The 21,515-nt window shown below is 73.1% G+C and carries 14 protein-coding genes; 9 read left to right on the forward strand and 5 right to left on the reverse strand.

Annotated features, from left to right (window positions below):
* Nucleotides 1-40: 40 nt before the first annotated feature.
* Nucleotides 41-2,611, reverse strand: a complete 2,571-nt coding sequence (locus tag Acit_RS08230; protein WP_248107938.1) for an efflux RND transporter permease subunit — start codon at nucleotides 2,609-2,611, stop codon at nucleotides 41-43.
* A gap of 260 nt (nucleotides 2,612-2,871) precedes the next feature.
* Between Acit_RS08230 and Acit_RS08235 the strand changes: the two genes are divergently transcribed.
* Complete coding sequence (locus Acit_RS08235; protein ID WP_248107939.1) at nucleotides 2,872-6,786, forward strand: multifunctional oxoglutarate decarboxylase/oxoglutarate dehydrogenase thiamine pyrophosphate-binding subunit/dihydrolipoyllysine-residue succinyltransferase subunit; 3,915 nt, start codon at nucleotides 2,872-2,874, stop codon at nucleotides 6,784-6,786.
* Nucleotides 6,787-6,894: 108 nt separating this feature from the next.
* Here the strand turns inward: Acit_RS08235 and Acit_RS08240 are convergent, their stop codons facing one another.
* Nucleotides 6,895-8,427 (reverse strand): NYN domain-containing protein, encoded by a 1,533-nt coding sequence (locus tag Acit_RS08240; protein WP_248107942.1) that lies wholly within the window; start codon nucleotides 8,425-8,427, stop codon nucleotides 6,895-6,897.
* A gap of 72 nt (nucleotides 8,428-8,499) precedes the next feature.
* On the opposite strand from Acit_RS08240, the gene Acit_RS08245 reads away from it, so the two are divergent.
* The gene (locus tag Acit_RS08245) at nucleotides 8,500-9,207 is read left to right on the forward strand and encodes an HAD-IA family hydrolase (RefSeq protein WP_248107944.1); all 708 of its coding nucleotides are present in this window, start codon (nucleotides 8,500-8,502) and stop codon (nucleotides 9,205-9,207) included.
* Here Acit_RS08245 and Acit_RS08250 read toward each other — a convergent pair.
* The 3 genes from Acit_RS08250 to Acit_RS08260 form a co-directional block, all read right to left on the reverse strand.
* Nucleotides 9,198-11,063, reverse strand: a complete 1,866-nt coding sequence (locus Acit_RS08250; RefSeq protein WP_248107947.1) for a hypothetical protein — start codon at nucleotides 11,061-11,063, stop codon at nucleotides 9,198-9,200. The genes Acit_RS08245 and Acit_RS08250 overlap by 10 nt on opposite strands.
* Nucleotides 11,060-11,797 (reverse strand): hypothetical protein, encoded by a 738-nt coding sequence (locus Acit_RS08255; RefSeq protein ID WP_248107949.1) that lies wholly within the window; start codon nucleotides 11,795-11,797, stop codon nucleotides 11,060-11,062. Before Acit_RS08255 ends, Acit_RS08250 begins: the two co-directional genes overlap by 4 nt.
* A gap of 77 nt (nucleotides 11,798-11,874) precedes the next feature.
* Complete coding sequence (locus Acit_RS08260; RefSeq protein ID WP_248107951.1) at nucleotides 11,875-13,149, reverse strand: carboxypeptidase-like regulatory domain-containing protein; 1,275 nt, start codon at nucleotides 13,147-13,149, stop codon at nucleotides 11,875-11,877.
* Nucleotides 13,150-13,304: 155 nt separating this feature from the next.
* On the opposite strand from Acit_RS08260, the gene fabZ reads away from it, so the two are divergent.
* The 7 genes from fabZ to Acit_RS08295 all read left to right on the forward strand — a co-directional run.
* Complete coding sequence (gene fabZ / locus Acit_RS08265) at nucleotides 13,305-13,727, forward strand: 3-hydroxyacyl-ACP dehydratase FabZ (protein WP_248107954.1); 423 nt, start codon at nucleotides 13,305-13,307, stop codon at nucleotides 13,725-13,727.
* Nucleotides 13,728-13,736: 9 nt separating this feature from the next.
* Nucleotides 13,737-14,528: an exodeoxyribonuclease III gene (locus Acit_RS08270; RefSeq protein WP_248107956.1), complete on the forward strand. Its 792-nt coding sequence runs from the start codon at nucleotides 13,737-13,739 to the stop codon at nucleotides 14,526-14,528.
* A 90-nt stretch (nucleotides 14,529-14,618) separates the two neighbouring features.
* Nucleotides 14,619-16,310 (forward strand): MFS transporter, encoded by a 1,692-nt coding sequence (locus Acit_RS08275; protein WP_248107957.1) that lies wholly within the window; start codon nucleotides 14,619-14,621, stop codon nucleotides 16,308-16,310.
* Nucleotides 16,311-16,330: 20 nt separating this feature from the next.
* Nucleotides 16,331-17,107 (forward strand): alpha/beta fold hydrolase, encoded by a 777-nt coding sequence (locus Acit_RS08280; protein WP_248107959.1) that lies wholly within the window; start codon nucleotides 16,331-16,333, stop codon nucleotides 17,105-17,107.
* Nucleotides 17,108-17,130: 23 nt separating this feature from the next.
* Nucleotides 17,131-18,708, forward strand: coding sequence for a Mur ligase family protein (locus tag Acit_RS08285; protein WP_248107961.1), 1,578 nt, complete (start codon nucleotides 17,131-17,133; stop codon nucleotides 18,706-18,708).
* 101 nt (nucleotides 18,709-18,809) lie between these two features.
* Complete coding sequence (locus Acit_RS08290; RefSeq protein ID WP_248107963.1) at nucleotides 18,810-19,934, forward strand: D-alanine--D-alanine ligase family protein; 1,125 nt, start codon at nucleotides 18,810-18,812, stop codon at nucleotides 19,932-19,934.
* 153 nt (nucleotides 19,935-20,087) lie between these two features.
* A partial coding sequence (locus Acit_RS08295; protein ID WP_248107965.1) for an NHL repeat-containing protein occupies nucleotides 20,088-21,515 on the forward strand: 1,428 nt, incomplete at its 3' end.

Consider the following 21,515-nt stretch of genomic DNA (forward strand, 5'->3'; position numbering starts at 1 on the left):
GTCAGGCGGCCGAGCGGGGTCGGGCGGGGCGGGCGTTGCTTCAGTCGTCCCGCACGCCGGTCAGGATGCGGCTCAGGGGCACGGCCGGCTCCGCATGGGGGTCGACCACGGGTTGCCGGCTCGGCGCAGGCGAGCTTGGTGGGCGACCCCCGGTCCGGGGCGTCTCCTGGACGGCAGCGGTGAGGCCCCGCGAGACGACGTTGCGGCAGTTGCGTTCGGCCCAGACCAGGATGGGCGGGAGGACCACCAGGGCGCAGACCAGGGCGATGGCCACGTTCAGGCCGACCACGACCCCGAAGCCCCGCAGCAGCGGCCACGACGAGGAAGCGATCACCGCGATGCCGGCCACGGCCGTGAGGCCCGAGACCATGAAGGCCCGCCCGGTCCGGCTGGCGGTGGAGGCCATGGCAGCGGCCGGGTCGAGTCCCCGAGCCCGCTCCTCGACGAAGCGGAGCAGCATGAGGGAGGTGAACTCGGTGCAGACCGCCACCACCAAGGGCCCTGAGACCGCCGTCATGGGGCTCAGCTGCACGCCCAGGGCCCAGGTCGCCAAGGCCACGATGCCGACGGCGATGACGACGGGCACCAACGAGAGCAAGGAGCGCCAGACGCTCCGGAGACGGACCGCCAAGAAGAGGCCCACGAAGAGCACCGCCAGGTAGGTCAGCAGACTGCGCGACGCCTGGAGGTTGTCGATGAGCCCTACCCCCACCAGGGCGATGCCGCCCGGGGTGGCCTGGATGCCCTTCGGGGGGTGGACGTCGTGGAGGATGTCGTCCACCACGGGCGTGAGGGGCTCCAGGGTGGCGGTCTTGGCTTCGAAGACGATGCCCAGCTCGTGGCCGCCGTTGGCCACCAGGGTCCGACGGATGTCGGGCGGTGCCAGGCTGGCCACTTCCCGGACCTGGGCACCGGTCGGGGGGACGGGCTGGACCCCGGGGAGGTCGGTCAGCTCACTGACGAGGTTCACCATGCCCGAGCCGAGGTAGAGCTCGTGAGGGAACCGGGCGAAGAGCTGCCGGGAGAGCTGATCGACGAAGTCCACCGTCTGGTCGCTGTAGGGGTGGTCGGTGCTGACCAGGACCTGGAAGTAGTTGTCGCTCCCGATCCCGGCCCGGACCTCGTGCATGGCGCGGACTGTCGGTGCTGAGGGATCGATCCACTGGATGGGGTCGGTTTCCATCTTCAGGTGCCCCTCCACGGCCACGCCCCCCACGAGGATGACCCCGGAGATGAGGATGAGGGGCACGGCGGCCCTGGGCGAGACCTTGCCGAGACGGACGGCGAGACGGGAGAGGAAGCCCCGGGAGAAGTCCCGTCCCCTGGTCGGGGAGCGGTACTCGCGGACGCCCAGGACGGCCAGGGTGCCGAAGATGGAGAAGACACAGACGGCCACGATCCCGACGACCAAGAGCCAGCCGAACTGCCGCACCATGGGCACCTTGGAGAAGGCCAGGGACACGAAGGCGAAGACGCAGTCGAAGGTCACCACCAAGAGCGCCGGACCGAGGTTCCGAGCGGTGGCCTGGATGGGGTGGGCCGCCCGGTCCAACACGACTTCCTCCTCCACCCGCGAGTGGAGCTGGATGGCGTAGTCCATGCCCACGCCCAGGAGGACCGGCAGGCTGGCGATGCTGCCCAGGGTGAGGGGGATGTGGAAGTAGCCGGTGAGCCCGAAGGCCCAGACGAGCCCCACGGCCACGATGGCAAAGGGCAGGAGCCGCCAGCGGACGGTGAAGAGGAGCAGGAGGATGACGGCCATGACCAGGGCTGCGATCGCCCCGAGGGTGATGAAGCCGCTCGTCAGGTAGTCGTTGATGGTCCGCAGCAGCTCGGGGACGCCGGTCACCAGCGTCCGGGCGTGCTGGAAGTGGGTGGCGTCGATGATCCGCGAGACCGTCCGGGCCGCCGCCGACTCCTGGGCAATGGTCTGGTGGCCCTTCAAGAAGATGAACATGGCAGCGTGGCCGTCGTTCGGGAAGAACGCCTCGCTGGCGGCCCGCAGGGTGCCATTGGGGTTGTGGAGCAGCACCTCGACCCAGGCCGGGTCGGCCAGTTGGCGGGCATCGGGCGGCACGCGGTCCAGTTGGCCCAGGCTGGAAGCGAGGTAGGCCGAGAGCACCGCCTTGCCCTTCGCCGAGGGCTCCCGCTGGAGGGCCGAGAAGAGCAGGTGGAACGCCACCGTGGCCGTGGGATCGACGCTGCCGGGAGGTTCGGCCAGCAGGCGGTCGGCCAGGGTGACCGCATCGAGGGGGGTCATGACCGAGAAGACCGAGGGGTCCTTGTGGAGGGCAGCTTGGACCCGCTCGAAGGCGGCCACGTTCGCCGGGGTGAAGAGGTCGTTCACCGTGAAGCCCCGGTCCATGGTGAACATGGTCACGATGAGGTCGCCGCCGAAGTAGTGCTCGTAGCGGTGGTTGTCGATCTGGGCCGGGTCGTTGGCGTTGAGGTAGCTGGCGTTCGAGGTCTGGAAGCGCAGCAGCGTGACGCCGAGGCCAAGGACGATGGTCAGCAGGAGACCCACGGCAGCCACCAGCCCGGCTCGACGCCCCAGGTTCAAGCCCAGCCAGGACCACGCGTCCCGCCACGACCAGCGCCTTGCTCCTCCCATCGCGCCCCCCGCTCTCGGCTCCCACGACCGACGGCGGCACCGTGGCCGGGCCCCGCTGCTCCGCCCCGACCAACGGGCGTGCCGGCTGGGATCTTCGCAGACCCCGTCCACTGCCGCAACGTGTGGTCAACTGCGTGGCTGCTCGACCGCCTCTCGTGGTCTCCAAGCACGAGGGCGTGACGCAAAGGAGCGGCGATCGGCAGCGTTCGAGGGTCGCGGGCCGGCGCCGTGGCCGGACCAGGGGCCGGTAGGGTGGGGGCATGGACGCGCCCCGAACTGCCGCCGGGGGCCGTACCGCTGGGGGAGCGTTCGGCCCCAATGCCTGGCTCGTTGACGACATGTACGAGCGCTACCGAGCCGATCCGGCCTCGGTGAGCGAGAGCTGGCGGGAGTTCTTCGCCGACTATGTCCCCTTGGGCGGTCCCCCCATCGACGTCGTCGCCTCGACCGCGCAGGACGCGGAGGGACCCCGGGTCGCTCGCCACGCCAACGGGGCGCCGTCGGCGACCGCCCTCGACGGTGGCACGGCGGGGGCCGCGTCGTCGGTGCCTGCCTCGGTGCCGACCAACGGCCACGCGCCGGCCGAGGCCACGGGGGCGAACGGCGTGGCGACCGCCCCGAGCAACGGCCACCGGGTGACCACTGCCCCAGCGCCAACTGGTGGGCAGGCGACGGCGGAACCCCACGCGGAGCCGCTGCGGGGAGCCAAGGCTCGGCTGGCGGCCAACATGGTGGCCTCGCTCCAGGTGCCAACGGCCACCAGCGTGCGGAGCGTCCCCGCCAAGTTGCTGGAGGTCAACCGGGCACGGATCAACCAGGCGCTGGCCCGGACCACGGGCAGCAAGGTCAGCTACACCCACCTCATCGCCTGGGCCGTCGTGAAGGCCGTCATGGCCGTCCCGGCGCTGAACAGCGCCTACGTGGACGACGCCGACGGCAAGGGCCACCCCGGCGTGGTCCACCACCCCCACGTGGGCCTAGGCCTGGCGGTGGACCTGCCCCGACCGGACGGCTCCCGGGCGCTGGTGGTGCCGGTGGTCAAGCAGGCCGACACCTTGGACTTCCGGGCCTTCGTGGCGGCCTACGAGGACCTGGTGCGCCGAGCCCACGAGAACCGCCTCACCCCCGAGGACTTCGCCGGCGCCACCGTGACCCTCACGAACCCCGGCACCTTGGGCACGGTCCAGTCCGTCCCCCGGCTCATGCCCGGCCAGGGGGCCATCATCGGAGTCGGGTCCATCGGCTACCCGGCCGAGTTCCAGGGGGTCGACCGCCAGACCCTGGCGGAGCTGGGGGTAGGCCCAGTGGTCACCCTCACCTCCACCTACGACCACCGGGTCGTCCAAGGGGCCGAGTCCGGACTGGCCCTGGCGTACGCCGCGGCGTGCCTCGCCGGCGAGCACGGCTTCTACGACGAGGTCTTCGCCGACCTCGAGCTGCCCATGGCGCCCGAGCGTTGGCTCGCCGAGCCGTCGAGGGGGCGTGGCCGCCCGGAGGGGCAGCTCGACCGGACCGTGAAGCAGGTTCACGTCCAGAGCCTCATCAACATGTACCGGGTCCGGGGCCATCTGATCGCCAACCTGGACCCCCTCGCGGCCGCGCCCCCGCCGCTGCACCCGGAGCTCGACCCGGCCACCTACGGCCTCTCGGTCTGGGACCTGGACCGGGAGTGGGAGGTCGACGGCCTGGCCGGCCGGGAGCGCATGACCCTGGGCGAGGCCCTGGAGGTCCTGCGGGACGCCTACTGCCGGACCCTGGGCATCGAGTACATGCACATCCAGGACCCCGAGCAGAAGCGCTGGATCCAACAGCAGGTCGAGGGGGTCCGCACGGAGCTGACCGTCGAGGAACAGCGTCACGTCCTGGACCGCCTGAACGCGGCGGAGGCCTTCGAGCGGTTCCTCCACACCCGTTACGTGGGCCAGAAGCGCTTCGGGCTGGAGGGGGCCGAGTCGACCATCGTCCTCCTGGACACCTTGCTCAGCGAGGCTGCCCGCTCGGGTCTGGACGGGGCCGTCATCGGCATGGCCCACCGGGGCCGGCTGAACGTCCTGGCGAACATCGTCGGGAAGTCCTACGGGGAGATCTTCCGGGAGTTCGAAGGCGACCTCGACCCCGAGACGGTCCAGGGCTCGGGCGACGTGAAGTACCACAAGGGGGCGGTCGGGGTCTTCCAGGCCAAGGATGGCAGCAGCATCGAGGTGGCCCTGGCGTCGAACCCGTCGCACCTCGAAGCCGTCGACCCGGTGGTCGAGGGGATGGTCCGGGCCCGCCAGGACCGGATCCGGCGCCAGCGGGCCCGGGTCGGCGGGAGCGACGAGACGAGCGGGGCGCCGGCGTTCCCGGTGCTCTCGGTCCTGGTCCACGGGGACGCGGCCTTCGCCGGCCAAGGGGTGGTGGCCGAGACCCTCGAGCTGTCCCAGCTCGCCGGCTACCGCATCGGCGGCACCGTCCACCTCGTGATCAACAACCAGCTGGGGTTCACCACCGCCCCCGAGTCGGCCCGGTCCTCGGTGTACCCGACGGACGCCGCGAAGATGGTCCAGGCCCCGATCCTGCACGTCAACGGCGACGACCCCGAGGCCTGCGTCCGGGCGGCCCGCATCGCCTTCGGGTTCCGGCAGGCCTTCGGGAAGGACGTCGTCATCGACCTGGTCTGCTACCGCCGGCACGGCCACAACGAGGGCGACGACCCCTCCTACACCCAGCCCCTCATGTACAAGCTGATCGACCGCCACCGGTCGGTCCGCAAGCTCTACACCGAGACCCTGGTCCGCCGGGGCGACCTGACCCTGGAGGAGGCCGAGCGCGCCCTCGACGACTTCCAGGCCATGCTCCAGCGGGCCCTCGACGAGACCCGGCAGACGGCCGGCCCGCCCCCGGCGAGCCTGGTCACCCCGCCGCCGCCCCCTCCGCCAGCGGCCCCGCCGACCGGAGTGGACCGAGAGGTGCTCGAGCGGCTCGTGCCGGCGGCCACGGCGGTCCCCGAGGGCTTCACCGTGCACCCCAAGCTGGCCCGCCAGTTCGCCCAGCGCCAGGCCATGGTCGCCGCTGGCGAGGTCGACTGGCCTCTCGGTGAGGCGCTGGCGTTCGGCTCCCTGCTCCTGGAGGGCACGGACGTCCGCTTGGCCGGCCAGGACTCCCGGCGGGGGACCTTCAGCCAGCGCCACGCCGTCCTCGTGGACTACGAGACGGGGGCCGAATGGGTCCCCCTCGCCCATCTCGGCGACGACCCCCAGCTGGGACGCTTCGGGGTCTACGACTCCCTGCTCTCCGAATACGCCGCCTTGGGCTTCGAGTACGGCTACAGCGTCGAGTCCCCTCAAGCCCTGGTCCTCTGGGAGGCCCAGTTCGGGGACTTCGCCAACGGTGGCCAGATCGTCATCGACAACTTCCTCGTGGCGGCCGAGGACAAGTGGGGCCAGCGCTCCAGCCTGGTTCTCCTCCTGCCCCACGGCTACGAGGGCCAAGGGCCCGAGCACTCCTCGGCCCGCATCGAGCGCTTCTTGACCCTCTGCGCCCGGAACAACCTCCGGGTGGTCCAACCGACCACCGCAGCCCAGTACTTCCACCTCCTGCGTTCCCAGGTCCGCCTGCCCCTCCCGAAGCCCCTGGTCGTCTTCACCCCCAAGTCCCTCCTCCGGGCCCGCCAGGCCCGCTCCCCGCTCGAGGACTTCCTGGCCGGCGGCTTCCAGGCCGTGCTCGACGACCCGGCCACCACGGGCCGCCTCGGGGCCCAGGCCGCCGAGGCGGTCGACCCTGGGCGAGTTCAGCGGGTCGTCCTCGCCTCGGGCAAGGGTGCTTTCGAGGTCATGAGCCGCCGGGACCAGCTCCGCCAGGGTGCCGACGACCGATCCGCACTCGGGGTCGACCCCGCCGCGGTGGCCGTCATCCGCGTCGAGCAGCTCTACCCGTGGCCTGAAGCCGAGCTCACCGCCCTGCTCGGCCGCTACCCCGCAGCCACTGAGGTGATCTGGTGGCAGGAGGAGCCCGAGAACATGGGGGCCTGGACCTTCGTCCACGGCCGGCTCCACCGTCTCCTGCGCGACCGCTACCGGCTCGTCCACGTCAGCCGTGCCGAGTCGGCCAGCCCGGCGACCGGGTCGGCGGCCGTCCACCAGCTCGAGACCGAGGACCTGCTCGTCCGGGCCTTCGCCCCCCTGCCGAACGTCTGACCCGCCGCCGTCCCTGACGAGCACCCTCCCCGGCACCCTCCCCGTCAGGGACCGACGGGACTCTCGCTGTCTCGCTGCGGCCACCTCGCCCGCCGGGGGCGAGCGCGCTCAGCGGGTCCCGGTCGTCGTCTGAGGCCGCGCCCGAGTGGACCCGCTTCGGGCCACGGTGGTGTCGGGGGTCTCTTTGGTCGCCGTCCGTTTGGCTGCGGTCTTCTTGGCTGCGGTTTTCGTGGCGGGGGTCTTCTTGGCGGCGGCTTTGGTGGTGGTCTTCGTGGGGGTGCTGGCGGGGGTGGCGTCGGTGGGGGTGGTCGCGGGGGCTTCGGTGGTGGTCTCGGCGGTGGTCTTCTTGGTGCGGCGCTTGGTGGGGGCGGGGGTGGTGTCCTCGCTGGCGTTGTGGAGCTTGTGTGTTTGGGTGGCTCGGGTGCGGGTGGTGGGGGCCACGGTGGTGTCGGGGGTCTCTTTGGTCGCAGTCCGTTTGGCTGCGGTCTTCTTGGCTGCGGTTTTCGTGGCGGGGGTCTTCTTGGCGGCGGCTTTGGTGCTCGCCTCGGCGGGGGTGTCGTCGAGGGGCTGGGTTGGGGTGTGGGGGGTCTTCCGTGCCGAGGTCTTGGTGGCAGAGGTGGTGGGGGGCGGCGGCTCGGGGAGGCTGAGACCCCGCCGCTCGGCCACCTCGGGCAGGGCCAGCTCGGCGCCGCGGCGAAGGGGATCGAGGGCAACGAGGACGAAGGTGCGCTGCTCCCCTCGGCTGAGGACGGCGCGGGCCCGGGTGGGCGGGGGATCGGCGAGGTTGCGGAGGGGCACGTAGCAGCGCATGTCGCCGACCCGGACCATGGCGCCGTGGGAGACGAAGCCCTCGACGACGGCGTCGAGGCGGGTCCCGATGGGGTGGTCGGCGATGAAGGTGAGGAAGGTGAGGGGCTCGTTGAGGGGCTCGGCGCTGGTCCTGGGCGAGCGGCCGGTAGCCTCGGTTGGCACGGGGCTCGGCGCCCGATCCTCGGCGGGGGTGGGCGGGGCTGCGGGCGCGCTGGCCGGGCTGGCCGAGCTGGCCGGGCTGCTGCGGCGCCGGCGCCGACGAGCGGATCCGTTCGCCGCCGCCTCGGCAGCCGGGGACGGAGTCGGCGCGGGCGACGGCGCGGCTGCGCCGAGGAGAGCCGCGAGGGTCGAGGACTTGGCCGCGGTGCGCTTGGTGCCCTTGGCGGCAGCGGTGGCCTTGCGGCTCTTGACGCCGCGGACCGGGGTGCGAGGGGTGAAGACCCAGCCGATGCCGGGGATGGGTTTGCCGCCGAGGAGGCGCCCAGGCTCGAAGAGCCAGGGATGGTCGCCGTGGAACTCCTGGAAGGAGTCGTTGGAGAGGACCACGGCGCCGGCCCGGGCGGCGACCTGGAGGAGGAAGGCGTCCCCCCGGCCGATGGTGCCGGCCGGGGGCGAGATGAGCTCGCCGTGGGCCTCGGCTTCCTCGTACTGGGCTCGTTCAGCAGGGTCGATGCGGTGGCCGAAGGTGGCGTCGACGACGACGATGATCTCGTGATCGGGCAGCTCCTCGTGGAGCTGACGGACTGCCTCGTCGAGTTGGGCGAGGCTGGGGGTCGAGCGCCCCTCGGTGGCGATGTTGGAGCCGTCGACGACGACACGTGCGGTGTTCATGGCTCCTGGTAGTCAAGCACGCGGCGTGGAGCCTCCGGGTGACCCTCCGGTGGGGGGCCCTAGGATGCGAGCATGGTCGCGGACGTGGAGCCGGGCCGCACCCGCCGATTCGAGGCAGTGCTGTTCGACATCGGCGGGGTGGTGACCGAGAGCCCCTTCGAGGCCTTCGGCCGCTTCGAGCAGGAGCAGGGTCTGCCCGAGGGCTTCTTGCGTGCGGTCAACAGCCGGAACCCGCAGGACAACGCCTGGGCCCGCCTGGAACGCGGCGAGGTGGACTTCGACACCTTCCGATCCCTGTTCCGGGAAGAGACAGCCAGCTTGGGGCACCCGGTGGACCCCGCGGGCCTCTTCGAGCTGCTCGACCTGGCGGTGCGACCCCTGCTGCTCGTCACGCTGGACCGCCTGCGCGGCCGGTACCGGCTGGGCGCCGTCACGAACACCTTCGCTGCCGGCCCGACCAGCGGCCTGCCGGGGACGCTGGCGGAGCGGTTCGACGTAGTGGTGGCCTCGACCGAGGTGGGCCTGCGGAAGCCTGATCCCCGGATCTACCAGCTGGCCTGCGAGCGCTTGGGGGTGGTCCCGAGCGAGTGCGTGTTCCTGGACGACCTGGGGGTGAACTTGAAGCCGGCTCGGGCGATGGGCATGGCGACGATCAAGGTGGGGGACCCGGTGGCAGCGGTGGCCGAGCTGGCCGCTGTCCTCGGCGAGCCGGGACTGCTGGCCGACCTGCCTGCCGTGACCGACGACGGCGCGCGAGGTGGCCAGCGGGCTCAGGTCTGACGGGGGAGGGGGCCGCACCCGGCGACCTGGCAGGTGAGAGTGGGCTGGAGGCTCAGGCTGGCGAGTGTCCAGGAGGCGGTGCCGGGGTTGAGGTAGTAGGGCGGGGCCAACGTGGTGAGGCGGGTGTCCCAGACGTAGTTTTTGAGGTAGCCAGAGGCGATCTGGCTGTTGCCGGTGTAGGTGCCGACCGGGCCCCGCCAGTTCTGGGCGATGGCTCCGAGGACGCTGAGGGTGCCGAGGGGCTGGCCATCGCTCCAGTTGGCCACGACAAAGGAGTGGGTGAGGGAGAGCGAGACGGCGTCGACGACGGGGTTCTCGAGGTCGCAGTGGGGCGGGGCAGGGGCGTGTCGGGTGCCGCAGATCGGGGCGTTGAACGAAAGGGGACCGAAGAAGCTCTGGACCACCTCGACCGGGTGGTTGAGGACGACGAAGTTCTGGGCGATCAGGCCGAGGATGGGCGGGGGCAGCCCCGGGAGGGGGGCGATCTGGCTGGGCACGGTCGGGCAGGAGCCGGTGGTGCTGGGGTAACAGAGGTTGCCGTCGATGACGACGTTGTTCTCGGCGGCCACGGTAAGGGGGGTGCCGACGGTGCCCTGGACGATGGCATCCCCTTCGGTTGGTCCGATCGATCCTGGTTGCCCAGTCCCGGCAAGGGGGTCGAAGGTGCAGGCTTGGTCCTGGGCCGGGCAGTCCTGCACGTAGACGACGCCGTTGGCCGGGGCGGGGATGGTGCCGCCGGCATGGCTGGGCAGGCAGCGGTTCGGGTTGGCCGGGGCGTCGAGGGCGTCGTTCGAGCCGCTCTTGGTGCCGAGACCCGGGGTGTCGGGGCTGGTGACCGCCATGACGGTGCCCCTTTGGGTCGTGGCGAAACTGAGCTCGGTGGGTCCCTCGTAGACGCAGCCCAGACGCTCCGCCACCTGAAGCAAGGTGGCGTTCGTCGGGGGCACGGTCTCGTCGGGCGTGTTGGTGCCAGTGGTGCTGGCGGCTGGGTCCTGGATCTGGGGCGCATTCGGGCACCCCGAACCAGCCGAGACCGTGAACGTCCCCGGGGGCAGGTCGGGGTCCTCGGTGTGGACCTCGGTAAACGTGGGGCTGCCGCAGACGAAGATGGCGTCCTTCACGAAGACCGGGCCGTCGAGGACGTCCCCGGTGACGAAGGCCACGTCGGTGCAGCTGCTGCTCGGCCCGAGCGTGTTGGAGGTCTTGGGCTCGCTCTGGCCGGTCCATTCGTTGACGCCGTAGTCCTGCCAGTAGAGGCCGCAGGTCGGACCCGGGTCCTCGGTGGTGCCCTGGGGGTCGAGGAGCAGGGGGTCGATCTGGTCGTAGTCCAACCAGAGGAGGTCCCGGAGGAAGTCGTTCGTGGCCCGGAGGGCCACCTGGGCCTGCTCATAGGCGACGTGGCGGGCCGAGAGGTCGCCGGCGGCGCCGACGACGGTCACGGCGACCTGGCCGGTGGCCTGGTCGACCGCCGGGTCCGAGAGCCAGAACCACGACGGCACCGCGCCGGGGGCCTGGTCGGAGAGGGCCTGCCAGGACTCGAACGCGGGCCCGCCGCTGCAGAAGCCGCTGGTCTCGTTGGCCGTGCTGCAGACCACCTCGTCGGGGTTGGCGTTCACCGCGGCCAGGTAGTCGTCGACCCCGGCCATGGCTGCCTCGTGGGCCTGCTCGGCCAGGGTGCCCTGGGTGAGGACCGGGCCCCCGCCCAGAGAGGCCTGGGCGAGGGCCAAGCCGCCGATCGTGAGCAGGCCGACCAGGCCGAGGACGATGGCCAGGGCCTGGCCGTCCTGACCGGGACGGCCGGTCGGCCAACGGCCCCGATGGCCGAGGCCTCGACGGAGAAGGTGCCGCTGGCTCATCCGAGGGCCGGGTCGTAGGTCGGGGAGGCCAGCCAGACCTCGGACTGGACGGCGGTTGGGGGCGTCCCGTTCCTCTCTACCTGGAGGTCGAAGGTGACCGCCTGGACCTGGTCGAGGGGGCAGTCCATGGTGCTGCTGCTGTCGGTGCAGGTGCTGGACACGGTGGACTGGAGCTGGTTCGCACTGGAGCCGGAGCCGGGGACGAGGAACTGGAAGAGGGGCTGGGAGCCGAGCTGGAGATGAGGCAGGTCGAAGAGCTGCTCCTCCCAGCCGGGGTACTGACAGCCGCTCGTCACAGGTTCCGCCGTCCCTGCGGGCGGGCAGGTCCCGGGTTGCGGCAGGGCCAGGCTGGCGACGAGCTGCTCCCCGCCGCCCGGGGTGGACTCGGGGGTGACGCTGACGGTGACGAGTGCCGGGCCAGTCACCGCGCTGGCCGGGTTGCCCTGCTGGAGCTCCTGGCCGAGGGGCCCGACGTCGGCGGTGAAGACCAGTTGCCGGTCCGAGGTGCCGGGCTGGAACACTGCCCACCAGGTGCCGGACCCGGGTGGGGCGGGGGCGACGGCCTCGGTGAGGAGCCGGGTCAAGGTGGCGGCCGGGCCCTGGAGCTGGTCGGCGGCGTCGAAGCTTGCGGTGACCGCCTGGCTGGCCTGCCCCAGGGTGGTGACGACGGGGAGGACGATGCCGAGGAGGAGGCCGAGGAGGGCCACCACGACCACGACCTCGACGAGGGACATGACCCCGCGCTCGTCTGGTCGGGGTCCGTGGTCCCGGGGCCGACCGGTCCGGCGTCGGCCGAGGCAGTGCCGCGTGGTCATCCCACGGCCACCGGGATGGGCTGGCCGGCCTGGTAGGGGGTCGTGGTGCCGCCCTGCGTCACGAGCCACTGCTCGGTGCTGGCGTCCCAGGCGAGCTGGACGGTGGTGCTGGCGCCGTCGGCCTGGTCGACCAGGGTCAGGGTGGCCGGGAAGGCCAGGACTTGCCGGTCGAGCTGCCCGGCGCCCTGGTGGAGGGACGAGGGTCCGAGCGGGAACTGGTCGGCCGGGCAGCCGCTGCCCGAGGGGGGTGCGAGGGTGAGGGTGCCGCTGACCGGTCCGGCCCCCTTGGCGCTGACGGCCAGGTCGAGGGGCACCAGGCCGGCCAGGTCCACCGTCTGGTCGGTTCCCGGGCTGGTGGGGAAGCCGGTGGGCGAAGCCGGGGCCTCGGCGCTGCAGTCGCCGAAGAAGGCCTGGTAGCCGGAGGGGAACGGGAAGAGGGGGGCGGGACCCTCGCTGGTCGAGCCGGCGGCCACCACGACCTGGGCGCCCGAGGGCAGGCCGCTGGCGGTGACCGTGACCGGCAGGCCAGGCACCGGCGGGGGGCTGGCGGCAGCGGGCGCGAAGGTCGTGGGGGCAGCCTGGTCGAAGGGGACGGCCAGCTGGGTGACCTGGCCAGCTTCGACCGAGACCTGCCCCGGCGGGGTGGCGGCCTGGCCGCTCGGGTCCACGAAGAGCGGGCTCTGGGGGCTCTGGACGCTGACCGTGTAGCTGCCGGCGGGCAGGGCGAGGTAGACGCAACCGGCCGAGTCGGGCGTTGCTGTGGTGACCGTTTGGCCTTGAGCGTTCTGGACCACCACGGCGATCGCCTGGACCTGGGTGGGCGGCTCGGACGGGTTCTGCGCGCTTTGGATCTGCACGGCGAGGTCGCCTTGGCCGGCCTCGGCCGGGCTGTAGGGGGGGTCGACGACCGAGCTCTCGCTGAGGTGCTGGCGATCGTGGTTCCAGCTGACGGTGACGGTGGCCTGGAGAGCGACCGGCGGTTGGCCGGATTGGCAGAGGTTGGGGCCGTTGCCGGCCTGCCAGGTCAGGTACTGCTGGCGGGCGAAGGTCTCGCCGGCCAGGGTCACCGGCGGGAGGGGAACGACCTGGTCGACCTCGGCGTCGAGGGTGCTGAGGGGTTGGTGGGCGAGCCCACCCAGGACGCTCTCGGCCAGGCCTCCAGCCGCGCTCTGGGCTCGGGCAGTGGCCGCCTGCCCGAGGACGCCGCCGGTCAGGCCAGCCACGGCGAGGAGCACGAGGAGGAGGACGGAGAAGGCGACGACCGTCTCCACGAGGCCGAAGCCCTCCTCAGGTCTGCTGGGCCCGCCGTGCCCACGCCGCGTCAACCACACCGGGCCGGGCATCGACCATCGGACGTCCCATCTTTCCCACCGGTTGCCCAACGCTGGCCTTCGGGCTGGGGAGTCCTGGCGGCTAGCCTGGCGTCGTGCTCCGGCCGGAGGAGGTCCTTCCCCACCGCCCCCCGTTCCTGCTGCTCGACGAGGTCACCACCCTGGAGCCGGGGGTCTTCGCCGAGGGTCGCTGGGTGCTGCGCCCCGAGGAGCCGTTCTTCGCCGGGCACTTCCCCGGTCGGCCCACCCTGCCAGGGGTCCTGATGGTGGAGTCCCTGGCCCAGTTGGGCGCTGTGGCCGTCCTGAGCGACCCGGCCCGGGCCGCCGGGCGGCTGCCCCTCTTCGGCGGGATCGACCGGGCCCGGTTCCGCCGGCAGGTGCAGCCCGGGGAGACCCTGGAGCTGAGCGTGTCCCTGGGCCGGGTCTCGGCCCGAGCCGGGACGGGGCACGGGGTGGCCCGGGTGGAGGGGCAGCTAGCGTGCGAGGCGGACCTGCTCTTCGTCCTGGTGGATCCCTGAGGCGAGGCGGTGCGGCTCGCCACGTGGAACGTGAACTCCCTCGGCGCCCGGCTCCCCCGGGTGCTGGCCTGGTTGGCCGAGGCCCAGCCGGACGTGCTCTGCCTCCAGGAGACCAAGATGGCCGACGGGGCCTTTCCCGCCGAGGCCTTCGCCGAGCTGGGCTACGAGGCGACCCACCACGGCCAGGGCCAGTGGAACGGGGTGGCCATCGTGAGCCGCCTGGGCCTCGCCGAGGTCCAACGGCACTTCGGGGGGACCCTGGACGCGGCCGGGGCTCGGCTGCTCGCCGCCCGCTGCGGCTCGGTCCTGGTCCATAGCGTCTACGTCCCCAACGGGCGGGAGGTGGGCAGCGAGCACTTCGTCGAGAAGCTCCGCTTCCTCGCCGAGCTCCGCTCCCACCTGGAGCGGAGCACCAGCCCGGAGGACCTGGTCTGCGTCTGTGGGGACATGAACGTGGCGCCCGAGGACCGGGACGTCTGGGATCCCGCCGCGCTCGCCGGGGCGACCCACGTGAGCCCCGAGGAGCGCCAGGCCCTGCAGGCCGTGCTCGACTGGGGCCTGGTCGACGCCCTGCGGGCCTTCACCCCCGCAGCGGGGGTGCACAGCTGGTGGGACTACCGGGGTGGTGCGTTCCACAAGCGCCAGGGCATGCGGATCGACCTCGTGCTCCTCAGCCGGCCTCTGGCCGAACGCTGCCGGTTGGCGCTGGTGGACCGCAACGAGCGGAAGGGCGAACGGCCCTCGGACCACGCCCCGGTCCTCGTGGACCTCGCCCTCGACGAGCTCGGGCCGAGCGGGTGAGGGCACGGCGGACGGGCCCTGTCTGGGCCCGAAGCCATGGGGGCGGGAGGCGCGTCGGGGTTGGGGAACCGAAGGTGGTGGGATAGGTCCATGGCCGAAGGACCTCCGGGGAACGGGCCGAACGCCCCCGGCGGCGGACCGGCGGGGACGTCGCCGGGTCGGCGCCCTGGGCTGCTCGGTGAGCTCGGGTCCCCACGGGGGCACCGGGGTCGACGGGCTGCCCGGCGGGTCATCGAGGCCGCCGAACAGGGGCTGGAGCAGGTGCTGGGGGGACCGGCCCGGACCCGGGTGGTGGTCCTCCTCGCCTGCGTGCTGGCCTTGAACAGCGCCGACACCGCCACGGTCGGGGCGGCCGCGGCGCCGCTGCGACACGCCCTCCGGATCTCGAACACCGACATCGGGGTGCTGGTGGCCGTGACCGCCCTGGTCGGTGCCGTGGCTTCGGTCCCCTTCGGCGTCCTGGTGGACCGGGTGCACCGCATCCGGCTGCTGACGGTGGCGATCGTGCTCTGGGGGGTGGCCACGTTCGCCTCGGCCACCGTCTCGACCTTCGGCCAGCTGCTCCTGGTCCGCTTGGGCCTGGGGGCGGTGACGGCAGTCTCGGGACCGGCGGTGGCCTCGCTGGTCGGGGACTGGTTCGCCCCGGGTGAGCGGGGCAAGGTGTACGGCTACGTCTTGGCTGGGGAGCTGCTCGGGGCCGGGGTCGGCTTCGTGGTCACCGGCGACGTCGCCGCCCTGTCGTGGCGGGCGGCGTTCGTGGTCTTGGCGATCCCTGCCCTGCTGCTTGCCTGGGCGGTCGGTCACCTGCCGGAACCGGCCCGGGGGGGTGCGAGCCACCTCCAGCCCGGCCAGCGCCGACTGCTGGGCCGCCGGGACCTCGGCGAGGCTGGGCGGCGACGCCTCGGCGCCACCCGCCGGCCGCCCTTCGGGGAAGAGGTCCTGGTGCCGAGCGCCGGTCCGACCGACGCCCAGCAGGAGGCCGCCCGGCTGGGCATCGAACCGGACCCGCGGCTGGTCCTGCGGGACGACCCCCGTCGGATGCGGCTCGGGCAGACGGTCCGCTACGTGCTCTCGGTCCGGACCAACGTCGTGATCATCATCTCGAGCGCCTGTGCCTACTTCTTCCTGGCCGGGGTCGAGACCTTCGGGCTGGAGTTCGCCCGGGGGCAGTACGGGGTGAGCCAGGTGGTCGCCGACCTGCTCATGCTGGTGGTCGGGGCTGCGGCCGTGGCCGGGGTCCTCGTGGGCGGACGGGTCGGGGACGCCCTGGTCCGCCGGCACCGGATCAACGGCCGGGTCCTCGTGGCCACCGTCTGTGCCTTCGGCACCGTCGTCCTCTTCATCCCCGCCGTGATGACTCGCTCCGCGGTCACGGCCCTGCCCTATGTGGCAGCGGCGGGTTTCCTGCTGACCGCCCAGAACCCCCCGATGGACGCGGCTCGGCTGGACATCATGCCGTCGCTGCTCTGGGGTCGGGCGGAGGGCATCCGGTCGTTCCTGCGGACCGGCGGCCAGGCCCTCGCCCCGGTCGTCTTCGGGGGGCTCTCGGACCTCCTCGGCGGGGGCCGCGAGGGCCTGCAGGTGACGTTCGGCATCATGCTGCTCCCCTTGGCGGTGAGCGGCCTAATCCTGCTGCGGGCCCTTCGGACCTACCCGAAGGACGTGGCCACGGCGGCCGCCAGCTACCGCTCGGGCAACGAGCCGACGGTCGTGCTCGGCCCCGTCCCCGTCCCGCCGCCGGGTGCGGCTGGCCCGCCGGGGTGGCTCGGAGGCGAGCGCTGAGGGCCGGTTAGCCTGCTGGCGTGCTCGTGGCCCTCGGCTCCTCCGGCCTCTTCGGGCAGGCCTTTGGATCTGCCGGCCCGCCGGTGGTCGTGGCCCTGCACGGCTGGGGCCGAAGCGCCGAGGACTTCGCCGCCGGGTTCGGGCCCGGCAGCGGCTGGCAGGGCGGGCCGGTCCTGGCTGTGGACCTGCCGGGCTTCGGGAGCTCGCCGGCACCAGCGGCCCCCCTCGGCTCGGCCGAGATGGCGGCTGTCGTGGCCGAGGCGCTGCGAACCGTGGGGGCGGAGCGGCCGGTGGTGGTCGGGCACTCCCTCGGGGGCCGGGTGGCGGTCCGCCTGGCGGCCGCCTCGCCAGAGCTGCTCGGCGGCCTGGTGCTCTGCGGCGCTCCCCTGGTGCGCCGGCCTGGCCCTCCGCCCCCCCTGGGCTACCGGCTGGCTCGTGTCCTGCGCCGCCTCGGGTTGCTCGGGGAGGCCCGATTGGAGGCCCTGCGGCAGCGCTACGGGTCGGAGGACTACCGGCGGGCCCAGGGGGTGATGCGGGCCAGCTTGGTGCGGCTGGTCAACGAGGACTACCGGGAGACCCTGGAGGCCGTGGCCAAGGTTCCCTGGCCGATCGAGCTGGTCTGGGGCGAGCGAGACGCCGCGGCACCGCTTTGGGTGGCAGAGGAGATCCGGGCGGTGGTGCCCCAGGCGCGCCTGACGGTGCTGCCGGGCGTCGGCCACCTGGTCCCGCTCGAATGTCCCGAAGCCCTGCCGGCGGCGGTGGCCCGGGTCTTGGCCACTCACCCTCGGTCGTCCTGAGCGGGCCGCTACCCTGAGCGGCCGTGACCAGCCAGACCGGACCGCTCGCGTGGCTCGTCCTGGCTCTCGGGGCCCTCGCCGGGGGGCTTGGGGGGGTTCGGTGGGTGCGGGTGGCCCAGCGGGAGCACTACCTGCCCGGCTCGGTCCTCCGCTTCGCTGGCCGCTGGTGGCGCTGCTCGCCGAGCAACGGCCTGCTGGGGGTGCTGGGACTGGCGGGGTTGGCCGGTGCCCAACCCCTGCCTCCCCTCGGGCTGGTGGCCGTGCTGGCGGGGGGCGTCGGACCGGTGGGCCTGAGCCTGCGGGGCCGCAGTGCCCCCCTGGCCTGGACCCGGCGGGCCCGGACCCTGGCCGGGCTGAGCGGGGCTCTCGGAGCCCTCGGCCTTGCCCTGGCGGGGCTCTTCGGCGCCCCGGCGCTTGGCGGCGCCGCCGTGGCCCTGGGCAGCCCGGTCCTGGTCGAGCTGGGCCTCCGGCTGACCGCGCCGGTGGAGCGGCGGCTGCTGCAGCGCCACGTCGACCGGGCCGCCTCCCGGCTCCGACGGGTCCGACCCCAGGTGGTGGCCATCACCGGCTCCTACGGCAAGACGACCACGAAGGGCTACGTGGCCCACCTGGTGGCCGGGGCCCGCAGCGTGGTGGCCAGCCCGGCCAGCTTCAACAACCGGGCGGGTCTGGCTCGGGCCATCAACGAGCAGCTGGCACCGGGGACCGAGGTCTTCGTGGCCGAGATGGGCACCTACGGGCCCGGGGAGATCGCGAGCCTCTGTTCCTGGGTGCCGCCGGACGTGGCCATGATCACGGCCATCGGGCCGGTCCACCTGGAGCGGATGGGCAGCGAGGAGCGGATCCTGGCCGCGAAGTCCGAGATCCTCGTCCGCGCCCCCCAGGTGGTGCTGGCGGTCGACGACCCCCGGTTGGCGGCCGTGGCGGCCCGCTGCGCCGAGGAAGGCAAGACCGTCTGGTGGGCCTCGGGTGGGGGATCGGGGGCGTCGCTCGGCGACCCCGAACGGCGGGTGCTGGCCCGGCGGACGAGCGAGGGTCTCGAGGTCCTGGTCGGCGGGGAACGGCTGGCGGCCGGACTGACTCTCAACGCCCAGCCCAGCAACGTGGCCTGCGCCGTGGCGGCCGCCTTGGCTCTCGGGGTCCCGGCCGGGGTCGTCGCCGAGCGGCTCCCAGGCCTGCCGGTGGCCACCCACCGTCTGGCGCCGGCGACCGGTCCCGAGGGGCTGGTGATCGTGGACGACACCTACAACTCGAACCCGGCCGGGGCCAAGGCGGCGCTCGAGGTCCTGGCGGCCCAGGGCGGCCCGGGGTCCCGCCGGGCGGTGGTGAGCCCGGGGATGGTCGAGATGGGCCCCCGGCAGGCACCGGAGAACCGGGCCTTCGCGAAGGTGGCCGCCGAGATCGCCGACGCGGTCGTGGTGGTGGGGCGGACGAACCGCCGGGCCCTGGTGGCGGGGGTGCGGGACGCCCTCGAGGCGGGGCGGCGCTGCGAGCTCGTCGTGGTGGCCGACCGGTCGGCCGCGGTGGCCTGGGTGCGCCAGCACCTGGGGCCGGGCGACGTGGTGCTCTACGAGAACGACCTGCCGGACCACTACCCTTGACCCCTCGGCGGGCCCGCAGGCGGGACCCGACCACATGGGGTCCGAGCCTGCCCGGGCCGGCCCCTGGCAGCAGGGGAGCGAACCGAGGAGGTCGGTCGAGGGTGGACACAGCAGGGGCTCGTCTGGGGGTCTGCTTCGGGGGACCCTCCCCGGAGCACGACGTGAGCGTCCTGACCGGCCTGCAGGCCGCCCGGGAGCTGAGCCGGGTGGGTCGACAGCCCGTCGCCCTCTACTGGTCCCGGACCGGGGAGTGGTACCAGGTCGAGCCGAACCTGGAGGCCTCGGACTTCCTGGAGGGCGTGCCCCGGGGCGCTGCGCCCCTGCGGCTGCTGGCCAGCCCGGAGGGCGGGTTCGTGCCCGAGGCCGGCCGGTTCCGCCAGGCCCGGCCCTTGGGCCTCGACGTCGTGCTGGTCTGCTGCCATGGGGGCCCAGGGGAGGACGGCTCCTTGCAAGGGGCCTTGGACCTGGCCGGCCTGACCTACACCGGGCCCGACCCGGCCGGGGCGGCCCTCGGCATGGACAAGTTGGCGTTCGCCGGGCTCTGCGCCGCCGCCGGCTTGCCCGTCCTGCCCCGTCGTGCCCTGGGCGCCGACGGGGACGAACTGGCCGACCTGGCGGGGCCGCTGATCCTGAAGCCCCGGTTCGGCGGTTCCTCGATCGGCATCGAGGTGGTCGCCGACCGGGCCACCGCCCAGGCCCGGCTGGCAGCGAACCCCCACCTCCGGCGGGGCGCGGTGGTCGAGCCCTACCGGGCCGAGCTCTTCGACCTCAACGTCGCGGTTCGCCGCTACCCCCGGCTGGAGGTCTCGGCCATCGAACGGCCCCTGAAGCAGCAGGCCGGCGGGGAGATCCTGGGGTACCAGGACAAGTACGTCGGGGGGGAAGGCATGGCCTCGGCACCCAGGGAGCTGCCAGCCCAGGTGGCCCCGGCGCTGGCCGAGGCGCTGCAGGACGCGGCCCGAGAGGTGGCCGAGCTGGTCGGGGTCCGGGGGGTGGCCCGGGTGGACTTCCTCTCCGACGGAGAGGACTTCTGGGTGAACGAGGTCAACACCATCCCCGGCTCCCTGGCCCGCTACCTCTGGGTCGACCCGCCCCTGGCCTTCGGCCAGCTGCTCGACGACCTGGTGGCTGAGGCCCTCGCCCGACCGACGGGCCGGTTCTCGGCGGTCGGGGCCGACGGTTCTGTTCTGCGCAGCGCGAGCGCCATCGCCGCCAAGCTGGCCTGAAGGGCACGTCGCCACCGGTGCCCGCCCGTCGCGTCGACCGGTCGGACGTCGATTGAACCGAGCCGGCCTCGCCGGCGTTCCACCCGATGGAGATCAGGAACAGTCGAACGCGGTCCCCTGTGGGGGCCGCTGGTGACTGGCGAGGGAGGCGAGATGCAAGAAGACCTGCAGGACCGTTCGGGACCCAGACCCGTGTCGGCCCAGAGCCGATCCCGGGGTCTTCGGCCCTGGCGGCTCGCCCTGGTGGGGCTGCCCGGGGTCGCCCTGGCGGTGGCCGCTTTGCCCGCCGGCGTGGCCGGTGCCGCCACCGCTCCGACGCCCCCGGGAGTGTCGGCGGCCCAGGGCCAGCTGTCCTCCCTGCGGAACGTCGTCGTCGGGTCGGCCGTGGCCCCGAACGGCGACCAGAACCCCTACGGGATCGCCGTGGTCCCGAAGACCATGGGGGTCCTGACCGCCGGGAACCTGCTCATCGCCGATTTCAACAACGCCGCAGGCACGGCCGGCGCAGGCACGACCATCCTGCAGCTCGACCCGACCACGGGGAAGACCAGCGTCTTCTTCCAGGGCGGGCCGGTCGCTGGGCCGGTGGGGATCGCCATCAACCCCCTGAACGACGGGGTCTGGGTCGGCGACTACGGCTCGGCGGCCGACGGGACCGGGGCGAACGACCTACTCATCAACGCCGCGGGCACCCTGGTGGCCACCTTCACCGACACGACCACCAAGGGCCAGGCCTCCTTCCTCGGGGTCTGGGGCCAGGGGGTGAGCGACGCCAACGGCGTGGTGTCCTTCTACTGGGGCAATGCCGGCAACGCCACCACCGGGACCGGCGGCGGGGACGTCTGGCGGCTGACCCCCCACCCGACGGCCACCACGCCGAACGGCCAACCGGTGAACGCCACCTACCAGCAGCTGGTGACCGGGCAGCCTGAGACTGCAGCCGGCGGCTCGGCGGCGAGCGCCGCTGGCCCCCAGGGCCTGGCCTACGACCCGGCCAACGGGACCCTCTACGAGACGAACGACGCGAACAACACCCTCTACGCCATCCCGGACGCCGCCACGGCGACCGGCCCCGTGACCGCCACCGTCGTCTACCACGGCCCGGCCCTCGACAGCCCGGAGAACGTCGTGGTCGACCCCGCGAACGGCAACCTGCTGGTCGTGAACGGGGCCGGCAACAACGACCTGGTGGAGATCACGCCGGCCGGCCAGGTGGTGGCGGTCCGGAACCTGGCCCCGAACGAGGCCCCCGGCGCCCTCTTTGGCCTGGCCGTCGGCACGACCCCGAGCGGCCAGACCGTCCTCTACTACGGCGACGACGACACCAACACCGTCCACATGCTGGTGCCCCCGAGCCCCGGCTACTGGGAGGCCGACGCCCACGGCGGGGTCTTCAGCTTCGGTGACGCCCAGTTCTTCGGGTCGTTGCCGGGGATCGGGGTGCGGCCGGCGGCGCCGGTGGTGGGGATCGTGGCGACCCCCGATGACCAGGGCTACTGGCTGGTCGGCCAGGACGGTGGGGTGTACGCCTTCGGGGACGCCTCGTATGTGGGGTCCGTGCCGGGGTTGCCGGCGTCGGTC

The organism is Aciditerrimonas ferrireducens (genome assembly GCF_023130475.1).
Classification (GTDB): domain Bacteria; phylum Actinomycetota; class Acidimicrobiia; order Acidimicrobiales; family UBA8190; genus Aciditerrimonas; species Aciditerrimonas ferrireducens.

What these genes read in the sequence shown, in the direction of transcription:
- Acit_RS08230 (WP_248107938.1), bottom strand. Translation starts at nt 2,611, where the DNA reads ATGGGAGGAGCAAGGCGCTGGTCGTGGCGGGACGCGTGGTCCTGGCTG.
- Acit_RS08235 (WP_248107939.1), top strand. Translation starts at nt 2,872, where the DNA reads ATGGACGCGCCCCGAACTGCCGCCGGGGGCCGTACCGCTGGGGGAGCG.
- Acit_RS08240 (WP_248107942.1), bottom strand. Translation starts at nt 8,427, where the DNA reads ATGAACACCGCACGTGTCGTCGTCGACGGCTCCAACATCGCCACCGAG.
- Acit_RS08245 (WP_248107944.1), top strand. Translation starts at nt 8,500, where the DNA reads ATGGTCGCGGACGTGGAGCCGGGCCGCACCCGCCGATTCGAGGCAGTG.
- Acit_RS08250 (WP_248107947.1), bottom strand. Translation starts at nt 11,063, where the DNA reads ATGAGCCAGCGGCACCTTCTCCGTCGAGGCCTCGGCCATCGGGGCCGT.
- Acit_RS08255 (WP_248107949.1), bottom strand. Translation starts at nt 11,797, where the DNA reads ATGTCCCTCGTCGAGGTCGTGGTCGTGGTGGCCCTCCTCGGCCTCCTC.
- Acit_RS08275 (WP_248107957.1), top strand. Translation starts at nt 14,619, where the DNA reads ATGGCCGAAGGACCTCCGGGGAACGGGCCGAACGCCCCCGGCGGCGGA.